This is a genomic window from Metabacillus niabensis, assembly GCF_020524345.1.
GTDB lineage: Bacteria > Bacillota > Bacilli > Bacillales > Bacillaceae > Metabacillus > Metabacillus niabensis_B.
The window spans coordinates 98,100-114,754 of record NZ_JAIVLH010000008.1 but is presented as its reverse complement, the minus strand read 5'-3'; the positions used below and the strand labels follow the sequence as shown (position 1 = coordinate 114,754).

11 protein-coding genes and 1 riboswitch are annotated in these 16,655 nt (G+C 36.0%); of the genes, 9 read left to right on the top strand and 2 right to left on the bottom strand.

All coding sequences use genetic code 11. The annotated features are described in order from the left end of the window. Positions 1–131: 131 nt before the first annotated feature. Together LC095_RS10440 and LC095_RS10435 are read left to right on the top strand one after the other, a co-directional pair. A complete protein-coding gene (locus LC095_RS10440; protein WP_226528140.1) occupies positions 132–1,340 on the top strand; it encodes a sensor histidine kinase in 1,209 nt (402 codons plus the stop codon). Positions 1,341–1,577: 237 nt separating this feature from the next. Continuing rightward, a complete protein-coding gene (locus LC095_RS10435; RefSeq protein WP_226528139.1) occupies positions 1,578–2,309 on the top strand; it encodes a hypothetical protein in 732 nt (243 codons plus the stop codon). Positions 2,310–2,467: 158 nt separating this feature from the next. Here LC095_RS10435 and LC095_RS10430 read toward each other — a convergent pair whose 3' ends face one another. Next, a complete protein-coding gene (locus LC095_RS10430; RefSeq protein ID WP_226528138.1) occupies positions 2,468–6,163 on the bottom strand; it encodes a glycosyltransferase in 3,696 nt (1,231 codons plus the stop codon). 743 nt (positions 6,164–6,906) lie between these two features. Here LC095_RS10430 and LC095_RS10425 point away from each other — a divergent pair. From LC095_RS10425 to LC095_RS10400, 6 genes are all read left to right on the top strand, one after another. Then, complete coding sequence (locus LC095_RS10425) at positions 6,907–9,477, top strand: lipocalin-like domain-containing protein (RefSeq protein ID WP_226528137.1); 2,571 nt, start codon at positions 6,907–6,909, stop codon at positions 9,475–9,477. Positions 9,478–9,664: 187 nt separating this feature from the next. Next, the gene (locus LC095_RS10420; RefSeq protein WP_226528136.1) at positions 9,665–10,321 is read left to right on the top strand and encodes a hypothetical protein; all 657 of its coding nucleotides are present in this window, start codon (positions 9,665–9,667) and stop codon (positions 10,319–10,321) included. A gap of 187 nt (positions 10,322–10,508) precedes the next feature. After that, entirely contained in the window at positions 10,509–11,609 is a 1,101-nt protein-coding gene (locus tag LC095_RS10415) for an ABC transporter ATP-binding protein (protein ID WP_226528135.1), read from the top strand. Then, positions 11,602–12,405: an ABC transporter permease gene (locus tag LC095_RS10410; RefSeq protein WP_226528134.1), complete on the top strand. Its 804-nt coding sequence runs from the start codon at positions 11,602–11,604 to the stop codon at positions 12,403–12,405. The genes LC095_RS10415 and LC095_RS10410 overlap by 8 nt, the downstream gene beginning before the upstream one ends. Position 12,406: 1 nt before the next feature. Continuing rightward, positions 12,407–13,210 carry an ABC transporter permease gene (locus LC095_RS10405; RefSeq protein ID WP_226528133.1) on the top strand — a complete coding sequence of 268 codons (804 nt, stop codon included), beginning with the start codon at positions 12,407–12,409 and terminating at the stop codon, positions 13,208–13,210. Continuing rightward, the gene (locus tag LC095_RS10400; protein ID WP_226528132.1) at positions 13,207–14,280 is read left to right on the top strand and encodes an ABC transporter substrate-binding protein; all 1,074 of its coding nucleotides are present in this window, start codon (positions 13,207–13,209) and stop codon (positions 14,278–14,280) included. Before LC095_RS10405 ends, LC095_RS10400 begins: the two co-directional genes overlap by 4 nt. 90 nt (positions 14,281–14,370) lie before the next feature. Here LC095_RS10400 and solA read toward each other — a convergent pair whose 3' ends face one another. Then, positions 14,371–15,510, bottom strand: coding sequence for an N-methyl-L-tryptophan oxidase (gene solA, locus LC095_RS10395; RefSeq protein WP_226528131.1), 1,140 nt, complete (start codon positions 15,508–15,510; stop codon positions 14,371–14,373). Positions 15,511–15,660: 150 nt separating this feature from the next. After that, positions 15,661–15,764: riboswitch (SAM riboswitch) on the top strand. 75 nt (positions 15,765–15,839) lie between these two features. On the opposite strand from solA, the gene LC095_RS10390 reads away from it, so the two are divergent. After that, a complete protein-coding gene (locus tag LC095_RS10390; protein ID WP_226528130.1) occupies positions 15,840–16,655 on the top strand; it encodes a transporter substrate-binding domain-containing protein in 816 nt (271 codons plus the stop codon).

The window sequence follows — 16,655 nt, the reverse complement described above, 5'->3', positions numbered from 1 at the left end:
CTCTATCAGTTTAAATCTCATTTAGATATGTTGCGAAAATGTTTTCATAAATAAGAGCGATAAATTGCTCCTGTCTATCAAAATAATGGTATATTTTAGTGTGTATATATCAATGGAACAAAGGGGGATGTATGAAGGAGTTTCATAATAAATTAAACAAAAAAATGTACTATATAGTTGTATTAATTGTAATAGCTATGATGATAATGGGCTTGATGATTAATAATCCGCGTATGGGAGAGTCTGATTTTGGTTATATCTTTCATATTATATGGGTGTTTGTTCTGTCAGTTTGTTTATTACTTTATCCTAAACATGGGACAGATGCCCTTCGAATCATGATTACTGTCGTTGCAGGTGTTTATTTTTATACACTTTTCTTTTTATATCCAGAGACGTGGTCCAACTTTATTTTACTTTGTTTTATTCCGGCAATTCCAATCTTATTTTTTGATTTAAAGCTTTTTTATTTTTCATTATTATTAAATTTTGTATCAATCATATTAGTATTTTGCTATATTATCATTTTTGATCAAGGAAACCGGTATCCATACATAGAAGAGGATATAATAGGAAATTTGATTAACTTTATTGCGAGCCAACTTATTGTCTATTTTATTTTTTACTTAACGAATAGGCGAATAAAACAACAACAATTGTATTATGAACAAATACAACAGTCTGGTCGTTTGAAGATAACAGGTCAACTTTCAGCTGCTGTTGCCCATGAAATTAGAAATCCTTTAACCGTTGTGAAGGGATTTTTACAGTTATTTGAACAAGACACTTCATTTTCCGCCGAGAGAAAAGGGCATCTTGCTTTGATGATTGATGAGTTAGAAACGGCAGAACAGGTCATTTCTCAATTTTTATCTGTTGCAAAACCGGAAAAAGAAAATGTACTTGAAACAGTGGATATAAAGCTGGTTCTTCAGAGTGTTACGGATTTACTACATTCATATGGACTTTTACATAATAATCGAATCGAATTAAACATAATGGGTGATTGTCATATTGCTATTAACACCATAGAGTTTAAACAACTATTAATCAATATTATTAAAAACGCCATTGAGGCCTCTAAAATGGGTGATTTAGTCCTTGTAACAGCTAGAAGTGAAAAAGGTTTTGTTGTAATTAAGGTTACTGATCATGGTATAGGAATGTCGGAAGAAGAGGTTGCATCTCTTGGAACACCTTTTTATTCTTTAAAAAGTAAAGGAACAGGATTAGGAATGATGATTTGCTTTAATATTGTAGAAAAATATAATGGAACAATTGACTTCCAAACTTCTAAGGGGCGTGGAACAACAGTTACGATACGCTTTCCTTCAATATAATTCATTATATTATAGCTAGCGTTCCTTTAACTATATGGACTTAAGAGACATCTTACGGTGGTCTTTGTTCCACATCCTTAGCTGATAGTAATATTACAAAAGTGAAGGTATAAATATGGTTAGCGATGTAGTCTAGGAATGAAAAAAACTAGAATATTCTATTTATTCACCCCCATAATACATGTTGTCGATCGTATTTTTTATCATGCAATCATATTAAAATACGAGGGGAATTATATGACACTAACTAAGGGTGCCCTTGCCATGATATTAGCAGGTGCTGTTACGTTTTCTGTCACCAACAGCTTGTTAGTCGATCAATCTTCTGAACTATTAATGAAAGAAAATGCCTTTAGGATATTCGAAGACAGGGAAAAAGAGGGTATAATCAGCCAAGCTGAAAAAACGGTGAAAGATCAAACGCCAACAATGGACGTGCAAAACGTTCAAACCAAGATTTCTCATGACAGCCCTAATAATACGGCTATAAAAAATAAAAACATGAGTAATATGAATCAAGCAGCTAGTCAACAGAATACAAAAGTATTGAAGAAGAGTACGACAACAAATCTAGCCAGTACGAATGAGCCAATAATCACAACACCTGCTGTAACTACGAATCCTAAGACAAGTGTAAAATCATCAAAAACTACGCAGAGGGAAACTGGTATAACGAGTAGACCAACAGCAACTACTGCAGAAGCGACACCTGAGACAAGTGTAAAGCCAACACCAACACCAACAACTACATCAAAGGAAAATAAAACAACAAGTAAACCAACAGCCGCTGCTGTAGAAACAAAGCCGAAAACAAGCAAAAAAGCAACAAAGACTACACCCCCGCCAAAGAAAACTAATCCAAGTAGCGAACTAACAACGACAACCAACCGTGGACAAGAAGTTTCTCAATCTGCAAAAGATAAAGCTGCAAATCATTTTGATGAAAAAGAAAACAATGAAAAGAAATAGTCATTCTTTTAAAAAGGGTCACCAAAAGTTATGGTGATCCTCGTTCTATTTTGAAGCGAGAATATGCGGCTATAACGGCCTGTTAATTTGGGATAAATCAATTAAAAGAGGCCTTTCCTAAAATAAGAAAGGCCCTAAAAAAAATCATAATATACTATTTAACCAATCTTTTCAATTGAGGCTTCTTGAGTTACATTCCCTTTTCGTTTTAGTTTATTCCAACCAACAGTTACTCCCTTTATTGCCGAGAAGATAGACTTTATTACCACATAAGTCATAAGCTGTTTATACAAGATTCGTTGCAAAAACAATGAAACTAATGGTTTAGGGCTTTCCTTCTCCAATCGAAACGCATATAGGGAAGTAAATAAATCAAACAAGTAAAAAAGAGTAAATCCAATGGCTGCTTTTTCAGGGTGTGTGTTAAAAAGAGCCAAAATGAATAATATGTCAGCAATAGGAGATATGGTTTGATAGATATATTGGAAAAGCCACATATTTGGAAGGGCGATATACCCTAATGAGTTATGGTTTTTATTAAATAAAGCTTCACGATGTTTCCATAAGCATTGTAACGTTCCATACACCCAACGATAACGCTGTTTTACTAGACTTTTAATATCCTCTGGGACTTCTGTATAGGCATAAGCTTTTTCTTCAAATTCAACCTTTTTTCCAGAACGTAAAAGCGTAAGAGTGATATCAGTATCCTCTGCCAGTGTATCCTCTTTAAAGTATCCAGCTTCTTCTACCGCCGTCTTTCTCCATGCACCAATTGCACCTGGTACAACTGTAATGCAATTGAGGGCTGCAAAGGCTCTTCTCTCTAGATTAAAGCCTGTCACATATTCAATATGCTGCCAGTTTGTTAGAAGGTTCCTCTTATTACCGACCTTCACGTTACCTGAAACAGCAGCAACATGTTCATTTTTAAAATGGTTCACTAGCAATGAGATGGCATTCTCGGCAATGAGTGTATCAGCGTCAAGAGCAACGACAATTTCCCCTCTTGCTTCTTTAAAGCCAAGATTAACAGCAGAAGATTTTCCACCATTTCTTTTTTTAATTAATCTAACGAGAGGATTGTTTGCATATATTTCTTGAACAACACTTGCAGTATCATCCTTTGACCCATCGTCGATGACAATTATCTCAAAAGCAGGGTAATCGCTGGATAATATAGAATGAATTGTTTTGCTTATAACTTTTTCCTCGTTATAGGCAGCAATAACGATACTGACAAAGGGTGTATAGCTAGGATCAATCTCAATCTCTTTAAACTGTTTGATCTGTTTTCTGGAAAGGAAAACGAAAATAACTAGCCGCAAGATTCCTAAAATGATAGCTGAGTAGAAAAGAACACTTAACCCTGAGTGCCACCCTTTTATGATCATGAATACAGCTTTATCATAGACCGAATAAGGACTGCTCTGATCAACAGGGGGGCTAATCTGACTATCACTTTTTTCTATTAGATCACCAACGGTGGTAAATGTGTAGCCTCGATCTTTAAGCTCCTTAATGATAATAGGTAAGGCCTCTACAGTATTAGAACGGTCACCGCCACCATCGTGCAGCAAAATGACATTTCCTTGTGGCAACTGATCCAATACCCGGTTTACAATTTCTTGACTAGAGATTTTTTTCCAATCGTTAGAGTCAATGAATTGGCCGACCATGGTATATCCCATATTCTGTGCTCGCAATGTAGGTATCAGTTCGCTCTTTGTGCTCGGTTCCGCAGTGGCTACATACGGTGGACGAAAAAGGGTCATTGAATGACCGGTGATTTCTTGAAATAAACGCTGATTTGCATTTAGCTCCATTTTTGTTTGAAATGGTGAGATAGATGCAAGATCAGGATGGGTAAAGGTATGGTTGCCTATTTCATGGCCTTCATTGTGCATCCTTTTAACAAGTTCCCGATGCATCAAAGCATTTTTTCCAACAATAAAGAAGGTTCCTTTAATCTGATTCTTATTCAAAATGTCCAATATTTGTGATGTATAGGTTTGGTCGGGACCATCATCAAAGGAGAGGACGACCTCTTTCTTTTGGGATTTACCATAACGAGCCACTTCAAAGGGCTTTGGTAATTTATCATAGGCTGCGTTTTCTATCATCCCATTTGAATTTAATTGAATAGTTCTATGACCTTTTTCTGGTTCAGAAACGACTTTTAAAATCTCTCCAGCACCTGTATAGTGAATAGATTCAGGGCTGGCCAAATCTTTAAGAGCATTGGATGGATGATGAATTTCAGTTGGTTTATTAATGTAATTCCAGATGGAAGGATCCTCAGAACCGAGACGCCAAACAGCTATTCCTGTTGACCCGCTATCTATCGCAACCTTCATTTGATTATAAAATGTAGCACCATCTAAAAACCAAACAGTATGATTTTTTCCGTTTAATTTGTATCGTAAATAAGGGTTGCCTATTTGTTTATTCCAATGGATTTGTAGGTTGGTTCCAACCCCCATTTTCATGATATCCTTGAACGCTATCGCCTCTGCAGGCTGTTTAGAGTTTTCCTCCCAGTCATATCCATAGCTTCCTAAACCCGCTATCAGCTTTTCTGAAGGAATATTGAGTTGACTTAAGCTCTCTTTTACCCAATCAGATGAAGCCACAGGCCCAGGCTTACTCAAGGAGTGGTGTTGATCATATAGCATGATAATCATTCGATCAGCGTTAGCTGCTAAAGAAGCATAGTCATAACTATTATTCTGTGGCGGAACATCTAATGTCACCAAAAGTTCATGTTGATGAAATGCTTTATAAACTTTCTCCATAAAATGAGTGAAATGATCTTTGTCATTTGGATTGATTGCTTCGAAGTCTATATTAATCCCGTCAAAGTCATTTGTTCTTACATATTCCAACATATTTTTAATAAAAAGATCTTCGGCACCTGGAGTAGTAAATAAACGGTGCAGTGTATCACCATCCCATTTATTATGAATAAAATTATTTACTACCGGGAGAATCTTTATATTATGAGCTTTTGCTTCTGAAACAATAGAGTGGTCTATGCTGGTGTTAAGGGTAAGACTAGAAGAAAGCTGCATCCACTCCGGCACTAATGTTGTAATCGAATCTATATTTTCTTTGAAAGAGGTTTTACTGTTTTCATCCCAATTGACGTAAAAGCCATAAACTTCTTGATTACTTTCCATTTGCTTTTGATTCAATTGACCCAGATTACTTTTAAGAGGAGAAAGATTTGTTTGCTGAACCTGTGAAGTAAGCTCTTCTTCCGTGAAACTTGTATTAATCGGCTCAATTTCGCTCTTTTCAGTACTATTATTCAATTGAAGTTCAGGAAATACAGGGTTAGTATTAAGGCTTTCAATAAAAATAGTTGATACTAAAACAATAAGAAGGATAAAGCCTGTACTCATCCTTTTAATAATGGACCAGCGTCTTTTGGCGGGATCAAGAAAGATAGGTTCTTCGTTTCGATCGCTTTCTTTAAGTCCTAAATTGTAGAACCAATGGAAGAAAAAATAGCAGACAAGACCAATCAATCCTCCGAATACCCCTGATGCTATGAGCTGTGAAGATTGTATTTTCGTTTTTAGGAAGGAGAAAAACCAGTAATCTTCTACTATATTTAAATCCATTAATGGTAATTGACGAATATTAGGAATGAAAATCGTCATCAAAGTTCCAAGGAATAAGGCGATAATATTAAGACGTAACAAAAGTGAAAAAGCAATTAATAATGGAATTCTTAAACTATCTAAAGGTAAAAATGCCAGAAAAAAACCAAGTGTACTAGCAATTGCTCCTGCACTTCCAGTGACAGGTGCAAAAAATGATCTGACAATCCACCTAAAAACTTGATTCATTAGACTCCCCCCATAGGTGTAGTGTCGAAAATGATAATTAACTTTTAACTTGATTTTGTACGATGAAGTGAAATCTTTCAAAAACCACTGGATTGTATGAAAGTTATTGAAAAGGTCATATCCTTTAGGATAATTTCTTTCGACAAAAAATGACTATCAACAAAAGCTTAGGTAGTTATTTTGAATTTTTGGGGGTAGGGAAAAAAGTACTGGATTCAAAAAAGAAAGAAGGTGGTTAGAGGGAATGATAAAAACCTATACCGTCCCCTTGATTTTTAATTCTCTGATAGATAACAACTGGTTCGTAGTACTTCGACAAACTTTGTTATAACTTGTACGATCATGTATCTGTTATTTTCAGACTAGGTATAATAGGATATTGATATAATTATAGATTTATAGTACTGTTTAATTAGATAGAAACTTACTAACCTACATATGTAAACGCTCCATAGTTGTAAGTATGACTTTTAAAGGTTTGGAGGTTTTATAAGTAAAAAAGAAAATTAATATTAATCAATGGTACGTACAATTATTAGGTTTCACCACTTGAATTTTTACATTTAAAGACATCCCTTTTTCGCTATTTTTAAGTAAGAATAGGAACACCCCTTACATTCATAAATATTAGGAATGTTTAATCCCGATATAGTTTTACTGTTTTTATTAATGTAGGGAGGAATAGGAGTCCGAAAATATGGATGCGCTTTCATGTATTTTAACAAAGGAGGAGAAGGAACAAAATGAAAGGTTATTTTAAAAGCGTCATATCTATTTTTCTAATACTGTTGTTGTTAATACCAAGCAGCGCCCTAGGTGAAAAGCAAACAAGTAATTCTGAACCACCTGAATTTAGAAATGCGTCTGTTCATGACCCATCAATCATTAAAGACCCTAAAACAGGGACTTACTATGTGTATGGTTCACACATTGATGGGGCTAAGTCAACGGACTTAATCAATTGGGATAAATTTACGAATGGGTATGCTACTCCAAATAATAAAGTATATGGAGATTTGTCAGCAAACCTGGCAGAGTCATTTAAATGGGCTGGAGAAAATGACTCCGACAGCAGGGGCGGCTTTGCAGTTTGGGCTCCGGATGTGTTTTGGAATAAACATTATGTAAACGAAGATGGTACAAAGGGTGCCTATATGATTTATTATAGTGTGTCTTCTACTTATATCCGTTCTGCCATCGGTATAGCGGTTTCGAAGAATATTGAAGGACCATTTCAATATGTAGATACCATTATGTATTCAGGATTTACCTACAATGAAGCATATGATCGAAACAGTAATGTAAATAAGCATTGGGAAAATACGAATATCGCAGATCTTATTAAAGATGGTGTGATCGATGAAGTAAATCCTGATTGGTTTACGGAAAGTGGTGCATATAATAATAAGCTTTACACCAATGCAATAGATGCTAATATCCTTGAGGGTAAAAATAATAAGTTATATATGACTTACGGTTCTTGGTCAGGCGGAACCTTTATTTTAGAATTAGATAAGAAAACAGGGCTGCCAAAGTATCCTGGAAAAGATGGAAAAACAGAAGATGGAAGAATGATCGACAGATATTTTGGTACAAAAATTGCTTCTGGCTACGGAAGATCAGCTGAAGGAACGTATGCTGTATATGATAAGGAAACACGTTATTATTATCTATACATCACGTATGGCGGTTTAGCTTCTGATGGCGGATATCAGATGAGGCAGTTTAGATCCAAGAATCCTGATGGTCCATATGTTGATTCAAAAGGAAATGCTGCTGTTTTCCCAGAATCATTTGATATAGGAGTTGGAAACTTCCCGGGTAATGATGATCATAAAGATATCGGTAATAAAATGATAGGGAACTTTCTATTTAAAAGAGACCTTGGTGAAGAAGGAACAGGAATTGGTACAGGCTACCTTTCACCAGGTCATAACTCTTATCTAATTGACGATGAACTAGACAAGGAATTCATCGTTACTCATACTCGTTTTCCACAACAAGGGGAAATGCACGAAGTTCGTGTACACCAAACATTTAAGAACAAAGATCAATGGCCGGTGCCAACCCCATACCGCTATGCTGGAGAAACAATTGAGAAGATTTCCGAAGCGGATGTAACGGGTGACTATAAATATATTAACCATGGCAAGGAAATTACTGGTGACTTAACAGAGTCATCATGGGTAAAATTGAACGAAGATCATACCATTTCTGGTGCAATAACAGGAACATGGAAACTTTATGGAAAGTATAAAGTGGAATTAACGATTGATAATGAAGGTACGTATGATGGTGTATTTATCCGCCAATATGATCCTACTTCTCAAAAGTGGGTTATGACGTTTAGCGCGATGTCAGATGAAGGGATTGTCATTTGGGGAAGTCATGTGGACGCATCTTCTGATGAGGAATTAGTACAGGCAATGAAACAAGAGTTAATGACTACTTTCCCATCAACTGTGGTTAGTAATGTAACACTTCCAACAGTAGGAACAAGAGGAGCCCAAATTACATGGGAATCTTCTAATTCGGAGGCAGTGTCTAATGAAGGAGTGGTAACACGGCCGGCTCCTGGCTCTGAAGATGCTGAGGTTAACTTAACAGGGACGATTACATTAGGAGATGCGACCGAAACACTAACGGTAACCGTGACAGTTAAGGCAAAGGAAGAAGGTGGCTTGTCGGCTTTCTATGATTTTAATGAAGGTCTGAAAGACAGCTCTGGTAAAAAAGCGGACGCAACTGTGACGGGCAATCGACTTAATAATACAGGCGGAAATATTACATTTGCTGAAGGTAAAGTGGGACAAGCTGCTCAATTCGATGGGGAATCGGGACTGAGATTAGCTGATGGCTTAATTACAGGTGATACTTACTCTGTATCAATGTGGTTAAAGCCTGAACAAATCACTGAATTTACAACCTCATTCTTTGGGGCAGAAACATCGAATCATTGGATCAGTATCGTACCAAAAACCGGATGGGGTAATACAATGGTTTGGTCACACAACGGTGATCAATGGTATGATGCTGTAACGGACACCACCATACCTGAAGGTCAGTGGTCACATCTCACTTTAACGGTCCAGGAAGGGCATGCTGTATTTTATATCAATGGTGTGGCTAAATACACAGGGGACAATTTCCCGAATGTATTTACTTCTCTTGATGCTGAATTTGGCTTAGGTGTTAACTATTGGGATACTCCTTTCAAAGGATTGATGGATGAAGTGCGTGTGTATGATGGAGTAGCCATCCCGGCAACAGACGTACAGTTACTTTACCAAAATCCGAGTGGATTAACTGAATAAGCATGAAAATAATTATCCCCTTTTGTCTGTTGAAGGACAAAAGGGTTTTTTTTCGTCTAGATATAAGTAACTATGCTAGATAGATGAAGTAGACATAGACATTGCCTTCATATGTGGCTATTATTTCATAAGGGAATGAATTTTATTTTACAAAGAATTAATTTCAAAAATAGAGGGAGATTTAGTCTTGAAACATATAATATATTTTATGTTTGGTAAGCCATACATAGAAAGTAAGTTTTATAGGTTTACCTACTGGTTTGGTGTCGGGTTTTACTTTTTTGCAATGCTTTTATTTAGTATTCAAGCTCTCTCATTTGGAGGATGGGTGTATATCCTGTTTCCAGCAATCACCTTCCCCCTTATTTTTAGGCTAGTTTATAAATTGAACACTCGTATACATACACATACATCATTTAAAGGTTTGAATAAACGGGTCTTTATAATTCTTGGGATCGTTCTGGGAGGAATGATAGGGCTATTCACCGTTATTACCTTGGTCGTTACCTTCTTTTTTGGAGATAATGTAGTGATAAATATGAACAAAACAACAACCAATGGGGACGTAAATGTATCTATTGATTCATTAAAGGGTGATCATGAAGTTGAAACCTTTGAAATCAATGAAACTGTTAACGGAAATATATCTATTCCTTTTGAAGCTTCAGTTGAAGAAGGGGAATATACTATATATGTTGAACATTCAGATGAGAAAATTTGGGAAGATACAATATCTTCAGCAAAAAATGGAGTAATAAGATTTAAAGGGAAAAAGGGCATTTATACTATTAGTGTTTATACAGATGTAGCTAAAGAAGTAAAATTGAGCCTTTCGTTGTATTAAGAAACCGTCAAAACCTCGGGGTCTTTATGGTTTTAAACTGGAGATAAAATAGGTTACTTTTTCTGTAACTGGATGTAACACACATCATTTTTTATTTCTAAAAAATGAGGTATAATTGCTTTTCGTAAAAAAGTAGAAAAATGTCGAAATAGTTGGGCTATACTCATCTTGCAGGAGGAATAACGATATGGTGAACGATGCTGTTATTCGCTTTGAAAATGTAACAAAGCAGTATGATAACAACCCTGTATTAAATAATATCAGCTTCGAACTGGAGCGTGGAAAGTTTTATACATTACTAGGTCCGTCAGGTTGCGGTAAGACGACGGTGTTACGGTTAATTGCAGGATTTACACAACCGTCGACAGGGACCATTTATTTTAATGGAAAAGTCATTAACTCTGTCCCGGCTAATAAGCGTCAAGTTAACACTGTTTTTCAAGACTACGCATTGTTTCCTCATTTAAACGTGTTTGAAAATGTTGCCTTTGGCCTGCGTATTAAAAAGCTTAAGAATGCTGTTATTGAGCAAAAGGTGAAAGAAGCTCTCAGATTTGTGAACCTGGCTGGTTACGAGGCACGAGAAATTAATGAAATGTCTGGTGGACAAAGACAGCGGGTTGCGATTGCTAGAGCGATTGTTAATGAGCCGGACATTATTCTTTTAGATGAACCGTTATCAGCGCTTGATCTTAAGCTAAGAACCGAGATGCAGTATGAGTTAAGAGAATTACAGCAGCGTCTTGGGATTACCTTTATATTTGTCACACATGACCAGGAAGAAGCACTGGCTATGTCTGATGAGATTTTTGTCATTAATGAGGGAAAAATTGAACAAAGTGGAACCCCCATTGATATTTATGATGAACCTATTAATCGTTTTGTTGCAGATTTTATTGGAGAATCAAATATTGTTTCAGGGAACATGATAGAGGACTTTTTAGTGGAGTTTATGGGAAAACAATTTGAGTGTGTGGACCAAGGCTTTGATGCAAATGAAAGAGTTGAAATTGTCATTCGGCCGGAAGATTTAAAAATAAGCACAATTGAAGAAGGGAAGCTTCAAGTAAGAGTGGATTCCCAGCTTTTTAGAGGTGTTCATTATGAAATTTGCTGCTATGACAAAGAAGACAATGAGTGGCTTGTTCATTCAACGGAAAAGGCAATCGTTGGTTCTGAGATCGGTCTTTATTTTGAAAAGGAAGCGATCCATGTGATGAGATTAGGTGAAACAGAGGATGAATTCGACAAGCGACTAGAGTCCTATTCTGAGGTTAGCGATGAATAGACAAACTCGTACTCTTTATTTCATCCCGTATATGTTGTGGATTGTTGTTTTTGTTATTGCTCCTATTATTCTTATTTTATATTATTCTTTTTTTAATATCGAGGGGCAATTTAGTTTAGAAAACTATCAAAAGTTCTTTTCGCCTGTTTATCTTAAAATGACGATCAGTTCGTTTTGGTATGCCTTTTTAATCACAGCGTTTTCTCTTTTAATTGGATATCCGACGGCTTTATTGCTGACAAGAACAAAACATAAGCAATTATGGCTTCTTCTCATCATTTTACCTACATGGATCAACTTGTTATTAAAAACCTATGCATTCCTAGGTATTTTTGGAACATATGGACCGGTTAATGACTTGTTTGTCTTTTTTGGAATGTCGGCAAAACAGCTTTTATTTACCGATTTTAGTTTTGTCTTTGTTTCCGTGTATATTTTTATTCCGTTTATGATTTTGCCTATATTTAATGCAGTTGATAAGCTCAACCCTTCATTAATTGCTGCTGCAAGTGATTTAGGGGCAACTCCTTTGACTGTATTTCGTCGTGTTATTTTTCCTTTAACGTTGAATGGTGTGAAAATAGGCTGTCAGGCTGTCTTTATTCCGGCATTATCATTATTTATGATCACCCGACTTATCGCCGGGAACCGAGTGATTACGCTTGGAACAGCAATTGAGCAAAATTTCCTTGTGATTCAAGATTGGGGAATGGGAGCAACAATTGCTGTATTCTTAATTATTGCGATGGCTATTATTATGATGTTAACTGGAAATCGGAAGAGAGGGATGTTATAAGATGCAACGAAATGGAAAAGTAGCAAATCTTTATTTGATCATCGTTTTTATCATTTTATACTCTCCGATTTTTTATTTGATGTATTATTCCTTTAATAGCGGTGGAACGATGCACCAGTTTGAAGGCTTTACTCTTGATTGGTATAAAGAGGTTTTTGCTGATACACGTTTATTCATTATTGTTTTAAATACACTACTCATCGCTCTGCTATCAGCAGCCATTTCAACGATTATCGGAGTATTTGGGGCACTGGGTATCGCATATGTAAGAAAGAATCGACTAAAAAATACATTTTTAACATTAAATAATGTTCTGTTAGTTAGTCCTGACGTCATTATTGGGGCATCCTTTTTAATATTATTTACAATTGTTGGTATTAAACTGGGTTTTACTTCTGTTCTTTTGTCACATATTGCTTTTTGTGTGCCGATTGTTGTTTTAATGGTATTACCTAAGATCGAAGAAATGAGTTCATCTTTAGTGGATGCCGCTCTTGATCTTGGAGCGAGTAACTGGAATGTGTTAACAAAGGTTATCCTTCCATATATTTCACCTGGAATATTGGCAGGTTTCTTTATGGCTCTGACGTTTTCACTAGATGACTTTGCCGTTACATTTTTCGTGACAGGAAATGGTTTTTCAACATTATCAGTTGAAATTTATTCGCTGGCACGTCAAGGAATATCTTTAACAATCAATGCCTTAACGACGTTAATCTTTTTATTTACAATCATTCTAGTCATTGGCTATTACTATATTAATCAACGTACTCTTAAAACCAATGGAATAGGGGGAGGGAAATGAAACAGCTCGTTCGTATGTTTGCTCTGGTTTTTGTTGTTTCCTTTATCCTCTTGTATTGGACCAATTATCTAAATACATCTGAAGGGTACTCAGGAGAGAATACTCTTACAATCTATAACTGGGGAGACTATATTGATCCTGAACTTATTGACAAGTTTGAACAGGAAACAGGGTTAAAAGTCATTTATCAAACATTTGATTCAAATGAGGCGATGATGACGAAAATCTCTCAAGGTGGAACGACCTTTGACCTTGCCATACCGTCAGAATATGCCATCGAAAAAATGAAAGAGGAAAACTTGCTCATTCCAATTGACCATTCAAAACTTCCAAATTTATCGTATATCGATCCACGTTTTATGAATTTGGACTTTGATCAAAATAATGAATATTCTATTCCGTATTTTTGGGGAACAGTAGGGATAATTTATAACTCTTCTATGTTAGAAGGGAAAGAAATAACAAGTTGGAACAATTTATGGGATGAGAGCCTGCGTAACAAAATCCTTTTAGTTGATGGTGCAAGGGAAATCATGGGGATGAGTTTAAATAGCCTGAACTATTCCCTAAATGATAAAAATAAAGAACATCTTCAGGAAGCAAAACAAAAATTGCAAAGCCTTACTCCTAATATAAAAGCAATTGTCGGAGATGAAATTAAAATGCTTATCGCAAATGAGGAGGCAGCAATTGGGATTGTTTGGTCAGGTGATGCAGCTGAAATGATGGGTGAAAATGAAAATCTGAATTATGTCGTACCTAAAGAAGGGTCGAATCTTTGGTTTGATAATATGGTCATACCAAAGACTGCCCAAAATATAGAAGGCGCTCATTTATTTATGAATTTCATGTTAGATCCTGAGAATGCAGCTCAAAATGCAGAATATGTTGGGTATTCAACACCTAATGCAAAAGCCTTTGACCTATTACCGGAAGAGATATCAGGTGATAAACGATTTTACCCGGATCCACAATTAACTGATAAACTGGAAGTGTATGAAAACCTCGGGAAAAGAATGCTTGCCTATTATAACGAACTTTTCTTAGAGTTTAAAATGTATAAAAAATAATTAAAAATACGAATAAAATTGTGAGCCAAAGATATCGAATGATGTAAACAACCTCGTTATCTTTGGCTTTTTAAATGGTAAATAACTTTATTACAAACCAAATCTTTTTAAGGAAAAGATAGAAAGATCAAACTTACTTTGCCCGTTTACAGCCAATTCGCTCAAGACTTCTCCCATCACACTTGAAAATTTAAATCCATGTCCTGAAAAGCCGCAGGCAATAATGATATTTTCATTTTCAGGGTGATGATCAATGATAAAGTCATTGTCACTTGATATCGTATATAAGCATGTTTTTCCTTGTTTTAACGGTCCGTTTGCTTCAGGCATATAGGTTTTAAGGAAAAAACGAAGATCTTCTTCATCTGATTCATATTGTCCAAAATTTTGAGTGTGATTGTTCGGATCAATTCCTTGTCCACCATCCGATCTTCCAATTTTAAGGCCTGTCCCATTTACGTTTGGAAATCCATAACACATATTTTCTTTATCCTCTATATAAAAAGATGGGAAGTTAGCAGCATCATATAGAGTAGTTGGTGTTTCAAACCAGCCAAAAGCTTTACGGGTTGGCTGAATGGGAAGTTTTAGATCTGGTAACAGGTTGGAAGCCCAAGCACCAACTGTTACAATGACTTTTTTGGCCCAAAACACTTCGTTTTTCGTTGTGATTTTGATACCGGATGTGCCAGCTGATTCAATTTGCTGAACAGGAGTATTTGTCACTAGCTGTGCACCATTTTTAATCGCAATGTCTTTATAGGCTTTGATGGCATTCTCACTAAAGAGTAACCCTGATTCTGCTTCAAAGCATCCGATAAAGTGGTCTGGTACGGAAAATCCTGGCCATCTTTCTTTCACCTCACGGCTATTCAGTACCTCTAATGGCAGTTCATATTTGGTTGCAGCTGCGATTGTTTCCTGAAGAAAGGTGGAATCCTTTGGTCCGAGTCCTATAACTCCTGTTTTCTCAAAAATCTTATAATTTGTTTGTTCTTCTAAGTCTTCCCATAATTGCTGAGCGCGTTTTACTAAACTTACATACTGTCTACCTTCACCATATGCATGCCGAATCATGCGGGTATCTCCGTGGTGACTTCCACGATTATGAGGAGGATCAAAGGCATCAATTAAAACAGTCTTTACTTCCTGCTGAGCTAAGAAGGCACCAGCAGCCATTCCCATTGTGCCAGCACCAATAATTGCAACGTCAATGAGTTCATTTTCCAAGATGTGTAATCTCCAATCTGTCTTTATTTTTCCCCTACTTTTTACCTGTAGAAAGGGATTATTTTTAAGTTAAGAATATAAGAATTAATAGAAAATTTGTTGACAAGCATTATAATATTAAATAATATCATAATATACTAAAAATTTAATTACTTATCACGAGAGACTGAGGGACAGGCCCTATGACGTCCAGCAACCATCATTTTATGAAAGGTGCTAATTCCTGCAGAGTGTTTCGTTCTGAGAGATAAGGTTTAGATAAAAATCCTCTTTCTGATTGAAAGAGGATTTTTTTTTCATCTAATCTATTAAAAAGGGGAGTCAGAAAAATGAAGAAGAGAACTCGTATACTTTTATCAATGATTGCACTAGTAGGCTTAGCCGGAATATTAAATGGGTGTTCTTCAAAAGAAACAGCAAATGAAACAGGCGATCACATTATTCTAGTTGGAACACAGAATGATTATCCACCTTTTGCTTTTGCTGATGAGAACAATGAACTGACAGGATATGATATTGACGTTGTGAAAGAAATTGATAAAAAGTTAGATGGTTATTCGTTTGAATTTGTTGCAACACCTTGGGATAGTATGTTTCTTTCATTAGAATCAAATAAAATCCAAGCAGTTGCAGACCAAGTCGCCAAAACACCAGAACGTGAAGAGAAATATTTATTTACGGATGAATCATATTTTGCAGCAGAAACAGTGATTGTCGTAAAATCAGGTCGAACAGATATTAATACAATAGAAGATTTAGAGGGGAAAAAGGTCGGAGCGTTAGCTGGAGATTCTTATACTCTTTTGCTAGAAGAACATAATAAGAAAGCTGAAAATGATATTATTTTGAAGTATAGCGAAAGTGGCACTCCTTCAGAGATTTTGCAGGATGTACAAAATGGACGTATTGATGCCTATGTAAATGATCCAATTATGATTCATACAGTCTTAGAAAAATATGATCTTGATGTAGAAGTTGTAGGTCAGCCCCTAGTTCAAGATGACATGGGCATTGTATTTAAAGATGAGAAGCAAGGTGAGGAATTAAAAGCACTAGTTGATCCGGTTCTTAAACAACTTAAGGAAGATGGAACGTTAGCTGAACTATCGAAAAAATGGACTGGTGGAGAATATATTCCTGAATAA